This is a genomic window from Maribacter sp. Hel_I_7 (assembly GCF_000688315.1).
Taxonomy (GTDB): domain Bacteria; phylum Bacteroidota; class Bacteroidia; order Flavobacteriales; family Flavobacteriaceae; genus Maribacter; species Maribacter stanieri.
Genome location: NZ_JHZW01000001.1, coordinates 127,803 through 150,073 on the forward strand (window position 1 = coordinate 127,803; position 22,271 = coordinate 150,073).

General features: G+C 34.8%; 21 protein-coding genes. 12 read left to right on the forward strand and 9 right to left on the reverse strand.

The features are described 5' to 3' along the window. Nucleotides 1–36 precede the first annotated feature (36 nt). From meaB to P178_RS0100650, 3 genes are read right to left on the reverse strand one after another with little or no spacing between them, the layout of a single operon-like run. Nucleotides 37–1,026: a methylmalonyl Co-A mutase-associated GTPase MeaB gene (gene meaB, locus P178_RS21190; RefSeq protein ID WP_051638129.1), complete on the reverse strand. Its 990-nt coding sequence runs from the start codon at nt 1,024–1,026 to the stop codon at nt 37–39. 40 nt (nt 1,027–1,066) lie between these two features. Beyond that, on the reverse strand, nt 1,067–1,639 hold the full coding sequence (locus P178_RS0100645; RefSeq protein WP_027064421.1) for a DUF2911 domain-containing protein: 573 nt from the start codon (nt 1,637–1,639) through the stop codon (nt 1,067–1,069). Then, nucleotides 1,640–2,554, reverse strand: coding sequence for an aldose epimerase family protein (locus P178_RS0100650; RefSeq protein WP_027064422.1), 915 nt, complete (start codon nt 2,552–2,554; stop codon nt 1,640–1,642). Between the two features lie 104 nt (nt 2,555–2,658). On the opposite strand from P178_RS0100650, the gene P178_RS0100655 reads away from it, so the two are divergent. The 3 genes from P178_RS0100655 to P178_RS0100665 are packed head-to-tail and all read left to right on the forward strand — an operon-like array spanning nt 2,659 to nt 5,171. Then, entirely contained in the window at nt 2,659–3,201 is a 543-nt protein-coding gene (locus tag P178_RS0100655; protein WP_027064423.1) for an RNA polymerase sigma factor, read from the forward strand. Further along, the gene (locus P178_RS0100660; protein WP_027064424.1) at nt 3,185–3,769 is read left to right on the forward strand and encodes a hypothetical protein; all 585 of its coding nucleotides are present in this window, start codon (nt 3,185–3,187) and stop codon (nt 3,767–3,769) included. Before P178_RS0100655 ends, P178_RS0100660 begins: the two co-directional genes overlap by 17 nt. Continuing rightward, nucleotides 3,741–5,171 carry a hypothetical protein gene (locus P178_RS0100665; RefSeq protein ID WP_027064425.1) on the forward strand — a complete coding sequence of 477 codons (1,431 nt, stop codon included), beginning with the start codon at nt 3,741–3,743 and terminating at the stop codon, nt 5,169–5,171. The genes P178_RS0100660 and P178_RS0100665 overlap by 29 nt, the downstream gene beginning before the upstream one ends. Here P178_RS0100665 and P178_RS0100670 read toward each other — a convergent pair whose 3' ends face one another. Continuing rightward, nucleotides 5,172–5,906, reverse strand: coding sequence for a sugar-binding protein (locus P178_RS0100670; RefSeq protein ID WP_027064426.1), 735 nt, complete (start codon nt 5,904–5,906; stop codon nt 5,172–5,174). It abuts the gene before it with no gap. 214 nt (nt 5,907–6,120) lie between these two features. Continuing rightward, nucleotides 6,121–6,828 carry a peptide-methionine (S)-S-oxide reductase MsrA gene (gene msrA / locus P178_RS0100675; RefSeq protein WP_027064427.1) on the reverse strand — a complete coding sequence of 236 codons (708 nt, stop codon included), beginning with the start codon at nt 6,826–6,828 and terminating at the stop codon, nt 6,121–6,123. Between the two features lie 102 nt (nt 6,829–6,930). Here msrA and P178_RS0100680 point away from each other — a divergent pair, with 102 nt between their 5' ends. Together P178_RS0100680 and P178_RS0100685 are read left to right on the forward strand one after the other, a co-directional pair. Further along, nucleotides 6,931–7,617: a peptidoglycan DD-metalloendopeptidase family protein gene (locus P178_RS0100680; RefSeq protein WP_027064428.1), complete on the forward strand. Its 687-nt coding sequence runs from the start codon at nt 6,931–6,933 to the stop codon at nt 7,615–7,617. A 297-nt stretch (nt 7,618–7,914) separates the two neighbouring features. Then, nucleotides 7,915–8,154 carry a hypothetical protein gene (locus P178_RS0100685; RefSeq protein WP_027064429.1) on the forward strand — a complete coding sequence of 80 codons (240 nt, stop codon included), beginning with the start codon at nt 7,915–7,917 and terminating at the stop codon, nt 8,152–8,154. Here the strand turns inward: P178_RS0100685 and P178_RS21195 are convergent. Next, nucleotides 8,151–8,897 carry an arylesterase gene (locus P178_RS21195; protein WP_081819367.1) on the reverse strand — a complete coding sequence of 249 codons (747 nt, stop codon included), beginning with the start codon at nt 8,895–8,897 and terminating at the stop codon, nt 8,151–8,153. The two genes, P178_RS0100685 and P178_RS21195, sit on opposite strands and share 4 nt — an antisense overlap. A gap of 62 nt (nt 8,898–8,959) precedes the next feature. Between P178_RS21195 and P178_RS0100695 the strand changes: the two genes are divergently transcribed. Genes P178_RS0100695 through P178_RS0100710 form a run of 4 tightly spaced genes read left to right on the forward strand, consistent with a single transcriptional unit; the run spans nt 8,960 to nt 14,598 of the window. Then, nucleotides 8,960–9,649, forward strand: a complete 690-nt coding sequence (locus tag P178_RS0100695; RefSeq protein WP_027064430.1) for an ABC transporter ATP-binding protein — start codon at nt 8,960–8,962, stop codon at nt 9,647–9,649. Nucleotides 9,650–9,696: 47 nt separating this feature from the next. After that, nucleotides 9,697–12,198, forward strand: a complete 2,502-nt coding sequence (locus P178_RS0100700) for an ABC transporter permease (protein ID WP_036145484.1) — start codon at nt 9,697–9,699, stop codon at nt 12,196–12,198. Nucleotides 12,199–12,254: 56 nt separating this feature from the next. Then, nucleotides 12,255–13,901, forward strand: coding sequence for an amidohydrolase (locus tag P178_RS0100705; RefSeq protein ID WP_036145425.1), 1,647 nt, complete (start codon nt 12,255–12,257; stop codon nt 13,899–13,901). A gap of 28 nt (nt 13,902–13,929) precedes the next feature. Further along, nucleotides 13,930–14,598, forward strand: a complete 669-nt coding sequence (locus P178_RS0100710; RefSeq protein WP_027064433.1) for a cyclase family protein — start codon at nt 13,930–13,932, stop codon at nt 14,596–14,598. A gap of 30 nt (nt 14,599–14,628) precedes the next feature. On the opposite strand, the gene P178_RS0100715 is transcribed toward P178_RS0100710, so the two are convergent. Continuing rightward, entirely contained in the window at nt 14,629–15,213 is a 585-nt protein-coding gene (locus P178_RS0100715) for a hypothetical protein (RefSeq protein ID WP_155941550.1), read from the reverse strand. 152 nt (nt 15,214–15,365) lie between these two features. Here P178_RS0100715 and P178_RS0100720 point away from each other — a divergent pair, with 152 nt between their 5' ends. The 3 genes from P178_RS0100720 to P178_RS0100730 all read left to right on the forward strand — a co-directional run bounded on the left by P178_RS0100720 (nt 15,366) and on the right by P178_RS0100730 (nt 17,882). Next, nucleotides 15,366–15,842, forward strand: a complete 477-nt coding sequence (locus P178_RS0100720) for an OsmC family protein (RefSeq protein WP_027064435.1) — start codon at nt 15,366–15,368, stop codon at nt 15,840–15,842. A 152-nt stretch (nt 15,843–15,994) separates the two neighbouring features. Next, the gene (locus P178_RS0100725) at nt 15,995–17,350 is read left to right on the forward strand and encodes a DEAD/DEAH box helicase (RefSeq protein ID WP_027064436.1); all 1,356 of its coding nucleotides are present in this window, start codon (nt 15,995–15,997) and stop codon (nt 17,348–17,350) included. 274 nt (nt 17,351–17,624) lie between these two features. Then, entirely contained in the window at nt 17,625–17,882 is a 258-nt protein-coding gene (locus P178_RS0100730; protein ID WP_027064437.1) for a hypothetical protein, read from the forward strand. 167 nt (nt 17,883–18,049) lie between these two features. On the opposite strand, the gene P178_RS0100740 is transcribed toward P178_RS0100730, so the two are convergent. Both P178_RS0100740 and P178_RS0100745 read right to left on the reverse strand, forming a co-directional pair. Next, the gene (locus P178_RS0100740; RefSeq protein WP_231500493.1) at nt 18,050–19,597 is read right to left on the reverse strand and encodes an amidohydrolase family protein; all 1,548 of its coding nucleotides are present in this window, start codon (nt 19,595–19,597) and stop codon (nt 18,050–18,052) included. Between the two features lie 74 nt (nt 19,598–19,671). Further along, complete coding sequence (locus tag P178_RS0100745) at nt 19,672–22,191, reverse strand: M14 metallopeptidase family protein (protein ID WP_027064439.1); 2,520 nt, start codon at nt 22,189–22,191, stop codon at nt 19,672–19,674. Between the last annotated feature and the right edge of the window lie 80 nt (nt 22,192–22,271).

Below are 22,271 nucleotides of genomic sequence, written 5' to 3' on the forward strand. Positions count from 1 at the left end.
ATAATGTACCTAAACAGTGGTAACCTTTTAATCTATTTAGGTCTCTTTTATTGCTTTCAATAGCTTTTCAGCAGCTAAAAACGGAGAGATATTACCGCTAATAACTTCTTTTTTTAATTGCGGTAGCATTTCTTTAGTCTTCGGATTATGGTAGAATTCAGTTAATAGTTCTTGCTCTAGATATTGAATTAACCAATTTTCATTTTGTTGTTGTCTGTTGGCGTTAAAATATCCGGATGCCTTCATGCTTGTGCAATAGGTATCTATTAACTGCCAAATTTCGTCTAAGCCTCTATTTTCAATAGCAGAACAGCTTAAAACTTCGGGTATCCAGCCATTTTCTTTAGGTGGAAACATGTGTAAAGCTCTAGTGAACTCCATCCTCGCAAACTCTGTACGTTCTATATTATCTCCGTCAGCTTTGGTAATAACAATAGCATCTGCCATTTCAATAATGCCTCTTTTTATACCTTGTAATTCATCACCGGCACCAGTTAATTTCAGTAATAGAAAGAAATCTACCATATCATGAACGGCTGTTTCACTTTGTCCAACACCAATTGTTTCAATCAGAATACAATTAAAACCGGCAGCTTCTAGAATAACTATACTCTCTCTCGTTTTTCGAGTAACGCCACCTAATGAAGAACCAGATGCAGATGGTCTTATATATGCATTCGGATTTTTAACTAATTCTTCCATACGAGTCTTATCGCCCAAAATACTTCCTTTTGTTCTGCTACTAGATGGGTCTACGGTTAAAACGGCTACTTTTTTGCCAATTTGGGTAAGCATACCTCCAAATTGCTCTATAAAGGTGCTTTTGCCAGCACCAGGTACTCCTGTAATGCCAATTCTAATAGAATCTTGTTTTTTAGAAATACAATGTGCTATAATGTCATTGGCAATATTTCTATGTTCTGGTTTGGTACTTTCTACAATTGTAATTGCCCTACTTACAATAGCTACATTATTAGCGTAGATACCCTCAAGTATTTCTGATGTAGTAAGATTGGCTAAATTCATTTTAACAATGTAATATAATAGCGAGTAAGGTACAAAGTTACTATTTGTAAATAGGAACCATAATTTTTGTGGAATCCCAGGCTAGACTTAAAAAATCTTGAGTTTTCTGGTTTACTGCAACATTCTCAAAATTGATGGATAAATCTTCTACAGGTTCAGCTAATTTTTTTACCGGGACTTCTACGGTCAAATAATCGTATTTTCTTTCATGGGTAGTTTGGTTACCATCTACCCGAGTAACGCCCCAACTTGGTATTTGAGTGTTGAATATTACTTTCCAGCTATTTTGATCAGGTATGGTCCATAAAGAATACTTACCTGCAGGTAGTGTTTTGTCAATTATTTTAATGGGCTCAGTGGTAGTGAATGTTGTAGGTTCATTAGCCCCTGTTCGCCATATTTTTCCATAAGGCACTAAATTTCCAAAAATGACTCGCCCTTTTTTAGAGGGGCTGGAGTAGTCGATCTCAAGTTCACTACCTTTTAAATCTAGGACTACCGTTTTTGCAGGACTAAATTTTCTAGCCTCACTGTGTATGTAAGGAATAACAACTAAATATACCAATGCCACTAGTACTGCAATACCAATGATAATTCTTTTTAACGACTTCATTTAATTTGATGAATCTAGATCAAACTTAAAGATAGAAATGTTGTTGTAGATATCTCCTGGTCTTAAGACGCTTTTAGGAAAATCTGGCTGATTAGGTGCATCAGGATAATTTTGAGCTTCAAAACAAATTCCAGGAAAATCAGATGGAGTATAAACTACCAAAGCAGGTTGGTTGGTGTAAACTTTCATAGTTATACCAGAACTTTTGGAATGAAGCTCTGCCACTTTTTCATTACCAATGTCCTTAATAAAAATGGCATCTAGCCTTTGTACACCTATTTTTCTTGGTAAAAGAAAATCGAATCCCGTTTTACGTACAGGTATAATATCTCCTGTAGGTAGCAAATTCTCTTTTGTTTCTAGTCTGTAAGGGCAGTTTAATTGTAATTCGTATTCGTCTATATACGGACTCTTATCTAGCTTAAAATAAGAATGATTGGTAAGGTTAATAACCGTACTTCTATCTGTCATGCCTTCATAAATAATCTGTAAGGCGTTATTCATTAATTTATAAGTAACACTAACGGTTAGGTTTCCTGGGTAACCTTCTTCTAAATGTTTACTGGTATAGCTAAGTTTAACAAAAGGTTTGTCACTATTATCAACTTCATCTATATTCCAATATTTTTGATGAAAACCTTCTTTTCCACCATGTAAATGCACACCATCTTCATGGTAAATATGGTACCTTTCTCTGTCAAGTGTAAATCCGCCTTCAGAAATTCTACCGGCATAACGGCCAACACTTGCGCCCAATACGTTGTCATCTAAACGATATCTACTAGGGTGATTGTACCCAACAACAACATTAGTATATTCATCATTCTCACCTTTAACAAGTAATTTTTGAATGGTGGCGCCATAATCAAGAACCATTAAGGTTAAATAGGCATTGGAAATTGTAACTTGTTTCAAGGGAATTATTTAATAGTGTGGTGTAAAAATAAAAATTTTTGCAACATTCTATTTTTTATATCGTCCTTATTATAACAACAACTAAAAACCAATCAATTAAACCGATGTTTCAAAGCAGTGTCGTAGAGAAATGTAAAGCAAACGACCGGGCTGCGCAATTGCAGCTATACAGGAAATATTGCGATGGAATGTTTATCGTGGCAATGCGGTTTGTAAAGAATGCCGATGATGCAGAAGATGTTTTACAAGAATCATTTATTAAAGCATTTCAAAAAATACATCAGTTTAAAGGCGATGTAACATTTGGAGCTTGGTTAAAGCGCATAGTTGTTAATAAGAGTATTGATTTTTTAAAATTAAAAAAGGAAAAGATTTCTCTTAATGAAGATAACATGCATGTGGTCGTAGAAGATGATAATTGGAATGTATCATCAACTATAAGTATAGAACAAGTAAGATATGCTATTGATGAATTACAGGATAAGTACAAATATGTAGTGCTCATGTTTTTGGTAGAAGGTTATGATCATCAAGAAATTGCTCAAGTATTAAATATATCAGAATCTGCTTGTAGAACTCGATTGTCGAGAGGAAAAAGTTATTTAAAAGAATTATTAAAAGGAAACAATTATGGAACAGGATCTTAGGGAAATGTTCAAAAAGGATAGAGAAGCGAAAAAGTATACCATAAAACATGGTCATGAAGAGCGCTTTTTAGAAAGACTAAAACAGTCATCCTTAGAAAATAAGAACCAGACTAGTATTTGGTTAAAAATTGCGGCTTCCATAGTAATTATAATAAGTATAGGTTTTGGTTTTAAGTATTTCAATATAGTTACTAATAGTACCCCAACTGTGGTAGATAATACCACAATTGAAAATGAGAAAACTGAATTCACTTTTGGAGACCTTTCACCAGATTTGAAAAAAGTAGAAAACTATTATGTAGCCAATATAAATATGGAATTGGCAAAATTAGAAGTGTCGCCAGATACCAAAGAGCTGATAGATAGTTTTATGGAACAGCTTAATAATCTAAATCTAGAATACAAGACTTTAAATACAGAATTGAAGGATTTGGGACCTAATGACCAAACAATAACCGCATTAATAGAGAATTTACAGTTACGCTTACAATTATTACAGAAATTAAAAAGAAAGTTAAACGAATTAAAATTATCAAAAAATGAACAGATCATTGACAATAGTATCTAAGCAACTCATCATTGCATTAGGACTTCTATCTTCTACTGGGCTAATTGCACAGGCAGAGAGTAAAACATTTCAAGAACGGTTTATTGTAGCTGAAGATGCTGTAGTAAATATTAATACCAGTTATGCTGATATTGAATTTGAAACGTGGGACAAGGATGAGGTGGCTATAACGGCCACCATCACCCTAGAAGGAGCAACCAAAGAAGAGGCTGAGGATTATTTTAAGAATAGCCCTATTGAAATATTAGGAAACAGCAAGGAGGTTAAAGTATCTTCTAAATCTAAGAACAACGATTTTTTTGCAAATTTTGATTCTAATAGCGACTTCGATTTTAACAATATGCGAATAGAGGTGCCAGAAATTGCATCGTTTGTAGTTGCTGTACCACAGATAGCTCCGTTTCCAGAAATGCCACCGTTACCACAAACCGATGCTTTCATTTTTAATTATGAGGAGTATCAAGAAGATGGTGATAAGTATATGAAAAAATGGCAAAAGAATTTTGAAAAGAGTTTTGATAAAAAACATCAAAAACGATTGGAAGAATGGGCTGAGCGCATGGAAGAAAAAGCAGAAGAGTTGGAAATAAGAATGGAAGAACACAATGCAAAAAGAGCTGAGTTAATGGAAGATCGTCATGAAGCTTTGCAACAAAGACTTGAAGAACGAGAGGAAAAACGTGCCCATTTACAATCAGAGAAAGATGAGCTTAGAGCATTTATCCATACTTCTAGAAACAGCTCTGGTGATGCACCAAATGTTTTCTATTATTCTTCTGAAGGGGAACAAAAGAATTTTAAAATTAAAAAAACTATAAAAATAAGCTTGCCAAAGTCTACCAGAATAAAAATGGATGTACGTCATGGTGAGGTGAAATTAGCTGAGAATACCAAAAACTTGAATGCGAATCTTTCGCATTCAAGCCTTTGGGCGGTGACTATTGACGGAGAAGAAACAAACGTTTCAGCTTCGTATTCACCGGTAACTGTTCAAAAATGGAATTATGGTCAATTGAATACATCATATTCTGAAGAAATTTCTTTGTCAGAAGTTGTTCAATTACAATTACAGGCAACTTCATCTACGGTTACTATAAATAAATTATTTAAAAATGCTTTTGTAAAAAATAACTTTGGTGCAGTGCATATTTTAGAAATGAGCAATGACTTTGAAGAGTTAGATGTAAGTGTAAAAAATGGAGAGTTAAATATTGCTTTACCAGTAGTATCTAGTAATATCTATGTAAAAGGTAATTCATCAACATTAAAATTGCCAACAGGTGTAGAGGTTGTTGAAACTAAAAATGGAACTACCTCAATTAAAAAAGGGTATTATTTAAACAATAACAGTAATCGGTCAATTGTAATTACTTCAGACTATAGCGAAGTTGTTCTTCAGTAATTATTTTACCAATTGTAGTGTCCCAAAAACATTTGCATCTATCCATCCCGCATTTTTATTCTCTCCAGGAACAAATACCGATCCAATTAAATTCTCGCGCTCCTCACTATTATCGTTGTCCGCATAGGCTACGGCAAAACCAATTCTTTTATCTGCAGTAAGTATTACTGGCTTTATATTAGGCTCGTCATTATAAAGGCTAGGGTAAATTTTTATATGCATTTCCCAATATGTAGTATTGCCCTCTGTCTGGTGTTTAGATATAATGTGATCATTATATAATGTTGGTTTCTCATTAACACCTAAGTCTACAACATTACCATCTAGGGCAACATGGTAGGTAAAGGCATTGTGATTAAACCTGTGCTGTCCACCAGAGTTGTCTTCGTCAACATAGACAATTACGCAATCATCGTTCCACCAAAGTTTTAATGGGTCTTCTGTTTGGTCTAAAATGGTGTCATCAACTATTTCTAATAATAGATAAAGTCCGTCCTCGTTCCATGCCATTTTATATTTGCCATTATAATCATTGTGGTCAAAAGGACCACCTATCCAATTCTGATCTATTGGTTGCCATTCTAAAAGGTTCCAATAATTCTCAATAGGTCTACCATCTAGGGTAGGAGTATCTTTAATATAGGAGACGGGCGTTACTTGAGAGTTTTTTTTGGTTTTTATTTCTGTACACGAAACAAAGCATACAAGACTTAAAAGATAAATAGTCCACTTCATATTACTGGTTTGAAATCTATGATTTATATACCATTCTCTTAAGTACTGTAAGATTATTAGTACTTAGTTAAGAGGGGACCAAGATAGAATAAAATTAAAACAACCCACTAATTCGTATGTTAACTAATAGATTAATAGGAATATATAATTATTTAAAGCACAAAAAAAGCGTCCCTTTTGGGACGCTTAACTATAGAAATTTTTTGGGAGATCTTTAATGGGCACTCTTCTTCAGATAATCTCCAAAGTTTTCTTTAAACCTATTTAATCTCGGTACCGATACGTTTTTAATATATGAGTTGTTAGGATTATTCTTCTCATAATCTTGATGATATGATTCTGCTTTGTAAAATATAGTATAAGGTACAATTTCTGTAGTAATTGGATCATTATCATACACTTTATTATCAGTAAGTGCCTGAATATAGCTTTCTATGATTTGCTTTTGCTCATCATTTTTGTAAAAAGCAATAGAACGGTACTGTCTACCTTTATCTGGTCCTTGCCTGTTTAACTGGGTTGGATCGTGTGAACCGAAGAATACTTGTACTAGCTCTGTGAAAGATATTTCGTTGGGGTCATAATAAACCTCTACAGCTTCTGCATGGTCAGTTTTTCCATATCCTACCTCTTCGTATGTGGGATTCTTTTGTTTCCCGCCAGCATATCCGGATACTGCTTCTTTAACACCTTTAACACTCTCAAAAATAGCTTCTACGCACCAAAAACATCCACTTGCAAAATAAGCAGTTTCATATTTACTTAATTGTTGAGGACTCAGTTTTATATCTTCTTGTAATTCTTCTTTGTCAACTGCTACATTTTCCGAGTTTTCAGAAAGTGTATTTTTCTTGACTTTTGACTGGCAACTGGTAGCAAGCAAGCTTGCACAGACCAATAAAGAGATTTGTAATAATTTCATAACAATTTTTCTTTTAGCAATTTGTAGGTAATTTACAAAGACCTTACGAGTAAAAGGGTTAAAAAATGTTAACTACATAGAACGATTATATATTTTTGAGACATGAATATATTACTTCATTCACTTGAGTCTTACTCAACAGCAACCATTAGTATTTTAGATGCTACAATTCCAGTTCATAATTACGTGCCTTTAGATTTATCTAAAAACAATAGGGAACTAATTGATTTGGACATTACCGATTATAATGTTTGTCAAGATTACATTGATAAAGTTCTAAAAGACAACAACGGAAGTATTGCTTACGGAGGATATTTAGAGCAACGAAATTTATACAGTGATAAGGATGGTTTTACTTCTAACAATAGACCCATACGCGATATACATTTAGGAATAGACTTTTGGTGTATTGCAGGTACCAAAGTAATTGTACCCATTGATGGTACAGTGCATAGTTTTAAAAATAATAATACAATAGGCGATTACGGACCTACGATTATTTTAAAACATGTTTTAAACAATACTTCTTTCTATAGTTTGTATGGACACTTATCTGAAGATTCTTTAGCCGGACTAGAAAAAGGAAAGGAATTTAAAGCTGGGAATCAGTTGGCTATATTAGGTACGCCAGATATTAATGTCAATTACGCACCGCATCTTCATTTTCAAATAATATATGACTTGGAAGGTAATGAAGGAGATTACCCTGGCGTATGTGCAAAAGCTGATTTGCATCATTATAAAGAGAACTGCCCGGATCCAAATATTTTACTCAAATTGAAAGGATAACCGAAATTTCAGAAGTTGGTAGATTGATTTTTTTTTAATACCAATCAAGATGGCATGTCTTCTTTGTAGTCCGCCTATAGCTATTTTAAATAATTTGTAGGAAAAAACCTATTAAGTCGATGAAGTGCACAAATTCGGCTGCCAACGGAAGAAAATTTTGTAGGAAAAAGGACTACAAATTAGAGTAATACATCGAAAACCCGACTTTTCATCGTAAAAACGATACCTCTTATCGAAATCGAAATACGTTTACCTACACTGGTGGGTTATCTATAGACCAAATTTACCTACTTTATTATGCGTACAATTATTTTTTTATTCCTTGTTGTCTGTTTGGGAACCCAGTCCCAAGCCCAAGCCAAATCACCAGTTAGCAAAGTGCAGACCATTGTCATGCCCATGGCAGATGTAACAATAAAGTCTGATGTAAACTCTCAGGGTTTTCAAACAGCTGCAAGGTTTTTTAAAGTTAAAAATGCAAGAGTTAAACAAGCTTTACTTTTTAAACCAAGAGTAAGAACTTTGTTTTTCGCTTAGTTTAATTCTTCAACTTCAACTTCAACATCTACTGTTGCCTCGGTTCCCCTTACAGGCAATACAATAGTTTTCAAAATTTCCCAAACATTGTTAGTTACTATTCGCTGTCCTTCTGCAGTTGGGTGAATTCCGTCTTCTAAGTTTAATTCTGGTATGCCAGCCACACCTTCCAGTAAGAAAGGAATTAAAAAGGTATTATTGGATTTTGCTAAAGCTGGGTACATAGTTTTAAATTGAGAAGCATAATCTGCACCCATATTTGGTGGTATTTGCATGCCGGCCAATATTATTTTTGTTTCAGGATTTTTGTCCTTCACCATATCTATCATCTCTTGTAAATTATTCATAGATTCTGCAATAGGTATACCTCTTAAGCCATCATTTGCGCCTAATTCCAAAACAAAAATATCAACGGGTTGGTTTAAAACCCAGTCTAATCTATTTAATCCTCCAGAGGTTGTTTCACCACTTAAACCGGAATTAATCACTTTGTAATCTAATCCTAAAGAATCTAATCGCTGTTGAATTCTATTTGGGAATCCTTCTTTTGTATCTAGACCATAAGCTGCTGTAAGACTGTTGCCATAGAACAAAATTACTTTGTCATCACTAGTTGTCTCTGACTTTTCAGAAGAACTTACGGCTTCTGTTTGATTCTCAGTTTCCTTCTTTTCTGGGGTTTCTCCACATCCAACAAACAACAAAGCCAATAAAAAATAACGAAACTTTAATACTTTCAACATAGTCTTAACTGATTAGATTCCAAATCATTTCTTTATTTTGTCCTCTTGTAGCAAAATGATTTATGGCAAAGATATTAAACGTACGTAATCTAAAGAAAACGTATACGAGTGGATCTAAGAATTTAACTGTAATTGATGATATTTCTTTTTCTATAGAGGAAGGTGATACTTTCGCAATTGTGGGTCCATCTGGTAGTGGTAAAACAACCTTATTAGGACTATGTGCAGGGTTAGATGAAATTAATGAAGGTGTAATAGAACTTTGTGGTGAAGATTTGAGTGGTCTTAACGAAGATCAAAGAGCATTACTAAGAAATGAGAAAGTAGGATTCATATTTCAGGATTTTCAATTATTACCAACACTTACGGCCTTAGAGAATGTTAGCGTGCCTTTAGAACTGCAAGGTGCATCTAATGCTGCTAAAGATGCTATGGAGTTGCTTTCTAAAGTTGGTCTTGGTGATCGCTATGATCATTACCCTTCTCAATTATCTGGCGGTGAACAGCAACGTGTGGCTTTAGCACGGGCTTTCTCTAATAAACCTTCTATTCTTTTTGCTGACGAACCTACGGGTAACCTAGATGAAGAAACTGGTGAAAAGGTAATTAAACTTTTATTCGACCTAAATAAAGAAATGGGAACTACCTTGGTTATCGTTACTCATGATTTGGAACTGGCAAATTTGAATAAGCACGTATTACGACTTAAAGGTGGTAAAATAGTAATCAATGAAACCATTGCACTATCTTGAATCTAACACAAAGAACTTCAAAAGCATCATATAATTGGTTGTTGAAAATGGCTTGGCGAGATGGCAAAGCTAGCGGTAAACGACTATTGTTATTCATGGCTTCAATTATTTTAGGTATTGCGGCTGTGGTATCTATTCAATCTTTTAGTGACAATCTTAAAGAAAATATTGGCTTACAATCAAAGGCGCTTATGGGTGCCGATTTTCTAATTGATAGCAACCAGCCTGCCAATGACCGGGTTTCAGAATTAATGGATTCGTTAGGTGGATTCAATGCAAGAGAGGTCAATTTTGCATCTATGGCAGCATTCCCAAAAAGCTTAGCTACCAAATTGGTTCAAGTACGTGCAATTGAAGGTAGTTTCCCTTTTTATGGGGAATTGGAAACAGAACCTGCAAATGCCGCTTATGAATACCAAAATAAAGGAGGAGCTTTGGTTGATGCTACCGCAATGTTGCAGTACAATCTTAAACCTGGCGATAGTGTAAAATTAGGCACAACAACTTTTGCTATTATTGGCTCTTTAATTACTGCACCTGGTAGTACTGGTATTGGCGCTACTGCTGCACCACCTATTATTGTACCGTTTCGTTTTATGGAAGAGAGCGGACTTTTACAACGTGGAAGTCGCTTGGGTTATAATTACTACTTTAATAATGACAAGGCAGATTTAGATGTATTAAGTAAAAAGGTAGACCCTTTACTTGATGCCGAAAATGCAGATATGGATACCCATATCGATACTAGTGAGCGATTAGGACGTAGATATGAAAACGTGGGTCGTTTTCTTAATCTTGTTGCATTTATAGCACTATTGTTAGGGTGTGTAGGTATTGCCAGTTCTGTCCATATTTACATAAAAGAAAAATTAAAGGCTGTTGCGGTACTTAAATGTTTAGGTGCCACACGTAAGCAAACATTTTTAATCTACCTGATTCAAATTGCCGGTATGGGCTTATTAGGTGGTTTAACAGGTACAATTATAGGATTGCTGTTACAACAGACATTTCCGTTAATTTTACAAGAGTTTTTACCTTTCGAGGTTGAAATTTCAACTTCTTTTCAAGCTATATTTATTGGGTTGCTACTTGGTGTTTGTATGTCTGTATTATTCGCACTTTCCCCATTAATTAATACATGGTTCGTATCTCCGTTGCAAGTATTACGTGTGCAAGATGATACTAGTAAAAAATCCAGACCATATCAAATTTGGGTAGTTATAGCTATAGTGCTTTTTATATTGTTATTTGCCTATTGGTTATTAGGAAGGTGGACGTTCGCACTTAGTTTTGTTGCGGGCATATTAGTGGCCTTTTCTATTTTAGCGGGAGTTTCTATTGGCTTTATCCGTTTAATAAAACATTACTTTCCTAAGTCTTGGAGTTTTGCGGCAAGACAAAGTTTGTTGAATTTATACCGCCCCAACAATCAAACTGTAGTATTGATTTTAGCTATTGGAATTGGAACTTTTCTGATCAGCACCTTATATTTTACAAAAGATTTTCTTCTAGCAAAAACTTCTTTTGAGGCAAGTGCAGAAAGTCCTAATTTGATTCTCTTTGATGTACAGACCGACCAACGAGATGCTGTAGCGAATACTATAACTCCAAAAGGGTTACCGGTAATTGATAATATTCCTATCGTTACCATGAGGTTAGAGCGTATTAAAAATAGAAATGTCAATGATATTCGTTTAGATACCACAACACGAGTTAATAAATGGATTCTTAATCACGAGTTTCGAACAACGTATCGCGACTCAATGATAGGTTCAGAGAAATTGTTGGAAGGCGAGTGGATACCTACCGTTGATCCTAATGCGAAGGCTATTCCTATTTCTTTGGCAGATAATGTTGCTAATGATGCGCTAGTAACTATTGGAGATACCTTATTGTTTAATGTACAAGGTAAATTGATGACTACTGTAGTAGGTAATATTAGACAGGTAGATTGGGCTCGTATGCAACTTAATTTTTCTATTGTTTTTCCAAAGGGTGTGCTAGAAAATGCACCACAGTTTCATGTAGTTACTACTAATGCACCAGATAAAACATCTTCGGCTAATCTACAGCGAGAATTGGTAAAGAAATTCCCAAATGTTTCCATCATAGATTTAAGACAGGTGGTTACATTGGTAGAGAATATTTTGGATAAGATTTCATGGGTTATCTCCTTTATGGCTTTCTTTAGTATATTAACGGGAATAATTGTTTTAATAGGCTCTGTTAGAAATAGTAAGTACCAACGTATTAGAGAAAGTGTATTGCTAAGAACATTGGGAGCACAGAGTAAACAGATTTTGAAAATTAATGCTTTAGAATATCTGTTCTTAGGTGTTTTAGGCAGCGGAGTAGGAGTATTACTTTCTTTGCTAAGCAGTTTTTTACTTGCCTATTTTATTTTTGATACACCGTTTATTCCTTCTTGGGTTCCCTTTTTGGTAGTGCTACCAGGTATTACTCTTTTGGTATTGTTAATTGGTTTGTTGAACAGTAAAGGAGTATTAAATAGTCCGCCATTACAGGTTTTAAGGAAAGAGGGCAGCTAATTTTATTTGATGGAAAAGATTATGGAAAACACTCATACTTTTCTATCTTTAAAAGCATGATAAAGCAGTTGTTTTTTTCTCTAGGAATAGCCATTTTCATTTGTTCTTGTACCTCCAATGAAACTGCGAAAGCAGATTTAATAATAACCAATGCCAATATTTGGACGGGTGATTTAGATGCTTTAAAAGCAGAGGCAATGGCAATAAAGGCAGATACACTTTTGGCTGTTGGTTCTTTAGAAAAAATTTTAAAGTTTAAAGGCAAAGTTACAGAAGTACAAGATGTACAAGGTAAATTCATTACTCCGGGATTTATTGATGCTCACGTTCATTTATTAATGGGTGGCAATAGTCTATTAAGTGTACAATTAAGGGATGCAGATAGTAAACAAGAGTTTATAGATAGAATAGCATCTTTTACAAAATCTCTTAGTCCAGGTCAATGGATTGTTGAAGGAAACTGGGATCATACCCTTTGGGGAGGAGAATTACCTAATAAGGATTGGATAGATGAATTTACCGGAAATAATCCCGTAGCTATATATAGAATGGACGGGCACATGATTTTGGCAAATTCTGCTGCCTTAAAAATTGCCGGAATAGATAAGTATAGTCCCGATGTGGAGAATGGAGAAATCGTTAAAAATTTAGACGGTACGCCTACTGGTATTCTTAAAAGTGAAGCCATGTATTTGGTATTGAATAAAATACCAATTCTAACAAAGGCGGAAAAGGAAAAGGCAATTAGTACCGCACAAGATTATTTAATTTCCCAAGGTGTAACGACAATACATGATGTCGATAGTTTAGGCGGTTATGAGGTTTTAGATAAAATGAACTCAGAAAAGAAACTAAAAATAAGAGTCTATTCTGCAAATCCTTTAAAGTATTGGGAAAGTATTTCAACAAGTGATAAAAACTCTAAATGGCTAAAAAGAGGACTGATGAAAGGTTTTGTAGATGGTTCATTAGGTTCACATACAGCTGCATTCAAGGAGCCTTATTCAGATAAGCCAAATGATAAAGGGTTGTTCATCGTTAATGAAGATAGCTTATATAATTGGGTATCTAGTGCCGACAATAAAAATTTACAAGTTACCGTACATGCCATAGGAGATAAGGCAAACCATACGCTATTGAATATTTTTGATAGCGTAATTAAGAAAAATGGGAAAAAGGATAGACGTTTTAGGTTGGAGCACGCGCAACATTTAGCGTTGGAAGATATCAAAAGATTTTCTGAGCTTGGTATAATCGCAAGTATGCAACCTTACCATGCCATAGATGACGGTAGATGGGCAGAAGAACTTATTGGTTCAGAACGTATGAAAACAACTTATGCTTTTAAATCACTATTAAATGCAAATACCACTTTGGTTTTTGGAAGTGATTGGCCCGTGGCACCGGCTTCTCCAATTTATGGTATTTATGCTGCTGTTACCAGACGGACTATTGATGGCAAGAATCCTAAGGGTTGGGTTCCTGATCAGAAAATTAATGTAGTAGAAGCACTAAACGCATATACCAAAGATGCCGCTTATAGCTCTTTTGATGAAGGGATAAAAGGAACTTTGGAACCTGGTAAATTGGCAGATTTTGTTATTCTGAGCGATGATTTAATGAAAGTAGAACCAGTTAAGATTAAGGATGTGAAAGTTTTAGAAACTTACATTGGTGGAGAAAGGGTGTTTAAAGAAAATTAAATAAGAATTTTGAAGCCAGAAGCTCTAAATGAATAAACAGAAAAATACACTACTAGATTTAAGCCATACCATAGACAATGGACTAATAACTTATAAAGGCTTGCCTGCGCCTATAATTTGTGATTATTTAAGTAGAGAAGATTCAAAGCATAATTACGCCGAGGGAACCCAATTTCAAATAGGAAAAATTGAAATGGTGACTAATACAGGTACTTATATAGATTGTCCTTTTCATAAGTTTGAAGATGGTAAAGACGTTTCTCAAATGCCCTTAGAACGCTTTGTAGATTTAGATGCTATCGTAATTCATATTCCATTTACCGAAACTATTGAGATAACTGAAGAACATTTAAAAGGTTATGATGTAAAGAACCGTGCAGTTCTTATACACACAGGTTGGGATATTAAATGGAATACTGATGCCTATTTTGAAAGTAATCCATATTTAACAAAAGGTGCGGCAGAATATCTTAGGGACTCTTCCGTTTTATTGGTAGGGATAGATTCACATAATATTGATGATACTAGAGGGAATAGCAGACCGGTGTATACTATCTTGCTGGGTGCAGAAATATTAATCGTAGAGCATTTATGCCAACTCAATTTGCTGCCAGACAGCAAATTTATGTTCAGTGTAGTTCCTCCAAAATTTAAAGGTGTAGGCACTTTTCCAGTACGGGCGTATGCTAAGTTTTAACACAAGACATTTATCACATTTAAAAGCTGATTACTTTTGAGTGGGTTTACCAACATACATATAAAACACACCATCTGAGTTTGGGTCTATAAATCTGAATAGTTGTAATCTAATTGTAGGTAATTGAAAATCATTTTCATCATATACATCCAATAGAAGTTGGGCATAGTCCGCGCGAGAAACACCTCCTTTTTCTTTGTAAACCTCACCAGCTTTTTGATTTAAAAGCATACTTTTAGTTTTATTATTTTGCATATATTTCGCTAAACCAATAGTTTTCATCTGTTTTAAGCCATTATAATTAAAACGTTTAGCCAGTTTTTGAACAGAATCTCCAATCGCATAATTACTGGTTATTTCAAAAGTACTGTCTTTGCTAATTTGGTTTAATAAATGCACATAGCTATTGTAAGTAGTGTCGGCAATACTATTTCTAGTAAAGAGTTCTTTTTGAAAACCATCTAAAATTTTTATAAGTCCTGTGTAATACTCTGGGTCATTTATTTTGATGCTCTCATTAACAGCTACTTCATATGTATTGGTAGTTACTTGTGAAGCAATTTTACTTGTATAAAAGAGGGGAATTAATATTAAGAATATTGATGATATCTTCATAGTGAATAAAATATTGGCGTATTCGAAAGAAACTAAGCTAAACATAATTTTGGTTTTCTACATTTAGCCGTTTTAATACGAAAGATTTTTTATTATAAATCTTAGTATATAAATTCGGTAAAATATAGTAATTGCAATTTCAAATTAATAGTATGGGTAAGGAACACAAGTATGAAACGAAGGTGGAATGGACCGGTAATAAAGGTACAGGCACATCTAACTATCGTGAGTTTGAAAGAAGTCATACGATATCCGTAGAGAAGAAAGTATCTATTTTGTGTTCTTCTGACCCAGCATTTAGAGGAGATTCCTCTAAATATAACCCAGAAGAGTTATTGGTATCTTCCATTTCTTCTTGCCACATGCTTTGGTATCTGCACTTATGTTCAGAGGCTAAAGTGGTTGTTTTAGAATATACAGATTTTGCTACGGGGACTATGGTTGAAAACGCAAACGGTAGTGGTCAGTTTTCAGAAGTAGTTTTAAAACCTTTGGTGAAAGTGAAACACGCTTCTATGATAGATAAGGCACAAGCCTTGCACAAAAAAGCAAACGAGTTTTGTTTCATTGCTAATTCCGTCAATTTTGATGTAAGGCATCAGTCTACTTGTGTAGAATTTGAAGGGTAAAAAATTGTTTCTTGATTTCTTTCATGGTAAAAAGTATATAAAATAGATTAATAATCAGTAAAAGTCATTATTAAAACCGATAATTGGCTCAGTTTTCGGGAATTGTCAACTAATCAGCATAGCTTTGCACTCATAATACAAATGTGATTCTTATGCCGTTGTTTACCGATTTAAAGATTTCAAGAAATTTAGAAAAAGCGCTTACCGATTTAGGTTTTGAAAACACAACCCCAATTCAAGAGAAAGCTTTTCCTATTGTTATGAGCGGTAGCGATGTAGTAGGTATTGCACAAACGGGTACAGGTAAGACTTTTGCTTATTTACTTCCTATTTTAAATACACTAAATTTTTCAAAGGATATTCACCCTAAGGTTGTCGTTCTTGTGCCTACACGTGAGTTGGTAGTACAAGTTGTTGAAGAAGCGGAAAAGCTTGCTAAATATTCCGGAATTCGTGTTTTAGGAGTTTTTGGAGGTAAGAGTATGCTTCGTCAAAAAGATGCCTTGGCATTAGGTACAGATGTTCTGGTAGCCACACCAGCAAGATTGTATGACTTAATCTTAACCAAAGCTGTTCAATTAAAACAGGTAAAAAAACTTGTTATCGATGAGGTCGATGTAATGTTAGATTTAGGCTTCAGATTTCAATTGGTGAATATTTTTGAGTTGTTACCGCAAAAGAGACAGAACATTATGTTTTCTGCCACAATGACGGACGATATTGAATTATTTATTACCGATTTCTTTACCGGAGTTAAAAAAATAGCCATTGCGGTAAGTGGAACACCATTAGAAAATATTACGCAATATGGTTATGCTACACCCAATTTTTATACGAAAGTGAATTTATTGGTAAGCTTATTACAGGACGAAGAAATGTACCATAAAGTTCTGGTCTTTGTTTCTAGTAAGCGAAGTGCAGATTTATTATTTAAAGAAATGTCTGAATTTTTTAGTGAAGAAATCTGTATTATTCACTCTAACAAGACACAGAACTACAGATTACGTTCTATAAACCAATTCGATGAAGGTAAGAACCGCATTTTGGTTACTACCGATGTAATGGCACGTGGATTGGATTTACAGGAGATATCTCATGTAATCAATTTTGATACACCAGCTTATCCTGAAAACTATATGCACCGTATTGGTAGAACAGGTAGGGCAGAGAAGGAGGGAACTTCAATCTTATTGTTTACACCGCAAGAGGAAGAGTCAAAAGATGCTATTGAAGAATTAATGTCTCATAAGATTAACCAACTGCCATTACCTGAAAATGTAGCAATAGCTACTCAACTTACTTTTGATGAGCAACCTAAGCACAGGGAGCGAGAGAATCCGCTAAACATCAATGAAGAGGAACGTGGTGCAAGTTTTCATGAGAAATCAGATAAGAATAAAAAAGAAAATCAAGGTGGTTCTTATCAACGTATCATTCAAAAGAAATATACCAAACCTAAAACCCGTGGTGATAAAAACTACGGTAAACGAGGACGAAATAAAAAATAACTCCAAGAATTTTTTATTGCTGCCCCTATCTACTACAGGATTGGATAGCTTCATTTAGCCTTATTTTTAAGGGAATTAATTTTTCATCCATTTAAATTCATCGACGAAATGCATACTGAGTCGGTATGCTGATCTTAGACTAAAATCCGTTCGTCGACACTTTTTGTCGATTCATCATAGATTTTTACGCTAGGCGAAAATTATAGCAGTTCAGCGAGGCGAAAAGGCTTATTGATGGGGCTGAAGGTACCTTTATATTGTTCAACATTGAGATATGAAAGCAATATTTACCTTACTAATAATACTTTTCGCTGGCGTAATAGCTTCAGCACAAACACCCCAAACAGATGATAAAATTAACACTATTGAAATGGGTACTGTTATGGTTGATAGCCTTAACCATATTAGTAACAAGAAAACGATTACAATCACTACTGAAACTTTGGTAGCTCGTTTGTACAGATATAAGAATGCAAGAGTTAATAAAGAATTAGGTTTTATTACTGCTAAGGGTTACGGTAAATTGGCATAATCTTTGCCCTATATAAAAAGGTGCAACGAAGCACCTTTTAAATTTGAAATTATGATGTTATTTACAATTTTAATATCTGCTTTTATTGTTATTGCTACTATTGCTTTCGCGGCAAAAAACAAAAAGAAAGTTCGTACTATCAAAGTACTAGTAGACAAACGTAAATTTTAATTTTTAACACCTGGCTGCTTTATAGTATAATTCCTTTTAGCTTTTGCCTCGTCTACTTGGCGTTTTACGTCAGCTAATAGGGCTTTGGAGTCATAAACAATTCCATCCTTTATAGTATATTTTATACCACCAACACGAACCACCTCGTTATCCTCGGTAAGTTTAATAGCTCCCGTACCATATAATACTTTAAGATTTTGTAGCGGATTTTCTTCTACTACGACAAAATCTGCCAATTTCCCGATAGTGACAGATCCTAATTTGTCATCCATACCTAATGCTTCAGCACCATTTAATGTGGCAGATTGTATTATTTCTAATGGATGAAAGCCTGCTTCACGCATAAGTTCTAGTTCTCGTATATAAGCAAAGCCATAAAGTTGGAAAATGAATCCAGAATCTGACCCTGTAGTCACTCTACCACCTCTGTTTTTATATTCATTAATAAAGGTCATCCACAGTTTGTAATTATTTCTCCATTCCACTTCTTGTTCGGTACCCCAATCATGCCAATATGACCCATGTGATATCTTGCTAGGCTGGTAAAATTCCCAAAGAGAAGGTAATGTATAATCTTCATGCCATTCTGCACGTCTGGCACGTTGTAAATCTCTACTTGCCTCATAAATATTAAAAGTAGGATCCATAGTAAAATCCAATGCAATCAACTCATTCATTACATTGTTCCAATGTTCAGAGTAAGGTTCTGCTGCCTGCGCCCATAATTTACCTGCATTTTCAAAACGATGTTGCTCATTTTGGTAATTATAATCTAAAGGAAAATCTTGTACTGTTCGGTCTTCAAATAAAGCTTCTGGTAGTCCGTACCAATGTTCCATAGAGGTTAGTCCTGCTCTTGCAGAATGTAGCACATTCCATCTTGCAACACTCATTTGCGCATGATGACAGGCTGAACCTAAGCCCAGTTTTTTGTTTTCATCTAATGCTGCTTCCATAATCGCAGGTTCGGCACCAAAGAATTTAATACCATCAGCTCCTTTTTTTGCATTAGCTCTTACCCATTCTCTTGCTTGCTCTGTAGTGGAAATCGGAATGTCGTTTAAAGGGTTGAATGATTTACTAGTTTGCCCAAATGCGGTGTATGAAATAATGCGGGGAGCCGTTATTTCATTCTTTTCACTTTTATGTTTTAAATCTAAAGCAATATCAATACCTCTGCCAGCAACTTCACGTACCGTAGTAACACCATGTGCCATCCAAAGTTTAAAAACATAATCAGGGTCAGCTCCTTGTGAGTCACCACCTATGTGAGTATGCATATCTATAAAACCTGGCATTAAGTACATTCCTGTACAATCTAATTCTTTGCCTCCCGCTTTAAGTTGTGGTCTTTTGCTGTCATCAATAGCTACACCGGGGTAACCAACAACCTTAACATCTTTAATGATATTATTTTCTACAACAATATCTATAGGACCTTGCGGTGGTGCTCCATTTCCATTTATGAGTATAACGCCTCTAATAATCAATTGTGAATGTGGACCATCACCTTCTAAGGATTGCGATAATAAAGGTGTTGTCATTAAAAAGACAATTCCTAATAGTAGCAGTGCTTTTATGTTTTTCATTTTTCCGTATTAATTAGTAGTAATTAATGTTAGTCTTCTGAAGGTATTTTTATTTTGTCTCCTAGAATAAGCGCATTTAGAAATAATCTATTGGTTCCATACCATGAACCTCTAAAGTTGGGATTGTCCGCAAAAAGAACTACTCTGCCACTACCCAATTTACTGACAATAAGAGATGCTGAATTTAATATGTTTTCTTGCATATTCTTCTCAGTTATAAATCCGTCTATATGTGGATTTTTAGTATATTTTGCTATTGTTGCATATGAGTTTTTACTTGGTGTTAACCAAACTGAATTATTTTTATACACAGGAATGTTACTGTCTCTATATCCATAAGCTAGCGGGTGGGTAATATCTAAATCAACGTTTAAAATAACTCCACCAAGACTTTCCTTTCCAATATTTTCACGTGCATCTACATATGGTTTTCTCACAGCGATTTGGGTAGAATCTTTTTCCGTTTTGGTAAGTTTTTCTTTTACTAACTTTTTCTCAACAGCCCATTTGCTAGCAGTACCTATTGTAATAAGAGTGTTACCCTTACTGGTCCAATCTTTAATTTTAGACATTTGTTTCCCGGTAAGGTTATATTTTCCAGAAACCATAACCATGGTGTTGTATTTGTCTAAACTTACCTTGTTGAAATTACGCATTGGTATTTTAGTTATAGGCATGTGAACACGAGTATCTAGCAAATGCCAAACTTCCCCTGCTTCATAAGAACTTACGCTATCGCCAATCAACATTACAGCCCTTGTTTTTTTAATTGGTGAAATATTGCCGCTACCTAAATCTACACCTTCTAAACTAAGACCAGAATCTACTGCGTAAATAGGCACTTCGAATTTTTCTTGTGCTTCTTTAATACTTTTGTACACTGCAGCTGCATCTTCTTTTTGTAGGCTAACAGGAACTAAGACAGCACCATAATTAAACTTTTTGGTGTCGTTTTTGGTTTTTATGCTGAATAGCTTAGCTGCAGAAGAAGCTACAATGCCTTTTTTCTGTAAATACACAAGAGCAGCAGGGGCATTATAATCATCCCAGTCCATAACATAGGCATAATTAGATTTTTGAACCGGACTTATAGATATCAAGTTTTTTGTTTCAGTAATTTTATCGCCAAGGTTAAGTGTGTTTACCGACTTGTATTTCATATTATAGAAGTTAGCAACCGACCATGCAGAAGCATCATAATAAACACTATCTCTATACTTCTCATACGTTTCAAACATCGTTTGTACCATTCTGTATTGAGGCTGTTGTGTCGGTACCGTAAATGAGTCTCCAGAACGATAAACGTCTATTTTATGTAGCAATAACTTATCTATAAATGCTTTTGTTCTGTTTTTGTCATGAACATCACCAAAAGTATAGCCTTTAACTTTACTTTTAGCAGCGTTGGTTAAGGCACTTTTAAAGAATTTCTGCTGATACCTACGCATATATTCTTTGTTGTTAACTGCAGTTTTTACCGTTGTTATCCCAGAAACGTATTGGTTTCTAATAGTAAAAGCGAACGTTATTTCTCCAAATGCTGTAGTTTGTCTATGACCTCTAGAACTGGCTTGCTCGAATAATAATCCAAGACCACCTTGTAGGTCAGGGTATGAAGATCCATAACCAGGGTAGGTGCCATCAAAAACTTCTTTGGTGAAGTAAAGAGATCCAATACTATCTAAACTCTTAGAAAATGCATTACCAAAAAGGGTATTTAAATCTTCATAATTCTCTTTAGGCATGATAGGATCATATGAGGCATTTGTTTTCATTGGTTCAAAGAAATAGGTACTTTGCGTACCCATTTCATGAAAATCTGTAACGACATTTGGGTACCATTGGTGGTACCAATTTAATTTTCCTCTACTCTCTGGGTTAATTGCTAATAACCAATCTCTGTTGAGGTCAAACCAATAATGGTTTGTTCTTCCCATTGGCCAGTATTCATTATGTTCAACATCTTGTGGGTCTGCAACTTCTGGATTTCCTTGGTATGTGTTTGCCCATTGTGTGTGTCTGTCTCGACCATCAGGATTAATGGTTGGGTCAATAAAGATTACAGCGTTCTTTAAGTAATTTAATATTTCAGGATTTTCTGAAGCCGCAAATGTATAGGCTGTAAGTAATGCCGCTTCTGAACTAGAAGGTTCATTACCATGTACATTGTATGCTAGATTAATGAAGATTGGAACGTCACCATAATTGGAAACTGATTTTTTAGGGTCTGTAAAAGCTAAATGTTCCTCTTTTAGTTGATCTAGGTTGCTTTGATTTTCTGGAGCGGTAATGGTTAACATAACTAATTTACGTCCCTCATGTGTTCTGCCATACTCTGCTATCGATGCCCTGTCTGAGACTTCAGCTAGTTTTTCAAGATAAGCCACAATTAGATCGTGTCTTGTATGGTGTTCACCTATACCGTAACCCAAAAATGCTTTAGGAGATGGTATTTCGGAATTGAAAGGTTGAAATTTTTGGTAGAAATAATCTTGTGCCGAAATGGTAGTTCCATAAAGGAATACCAATAGTAGTAATTTTTTGATCATTAAGCGCGGTTTGAAAGTTAGTCGCTTAAATATAGGTATTAGTATAAAGATTTGCTAGCATTACTATGGTTCACTAAACA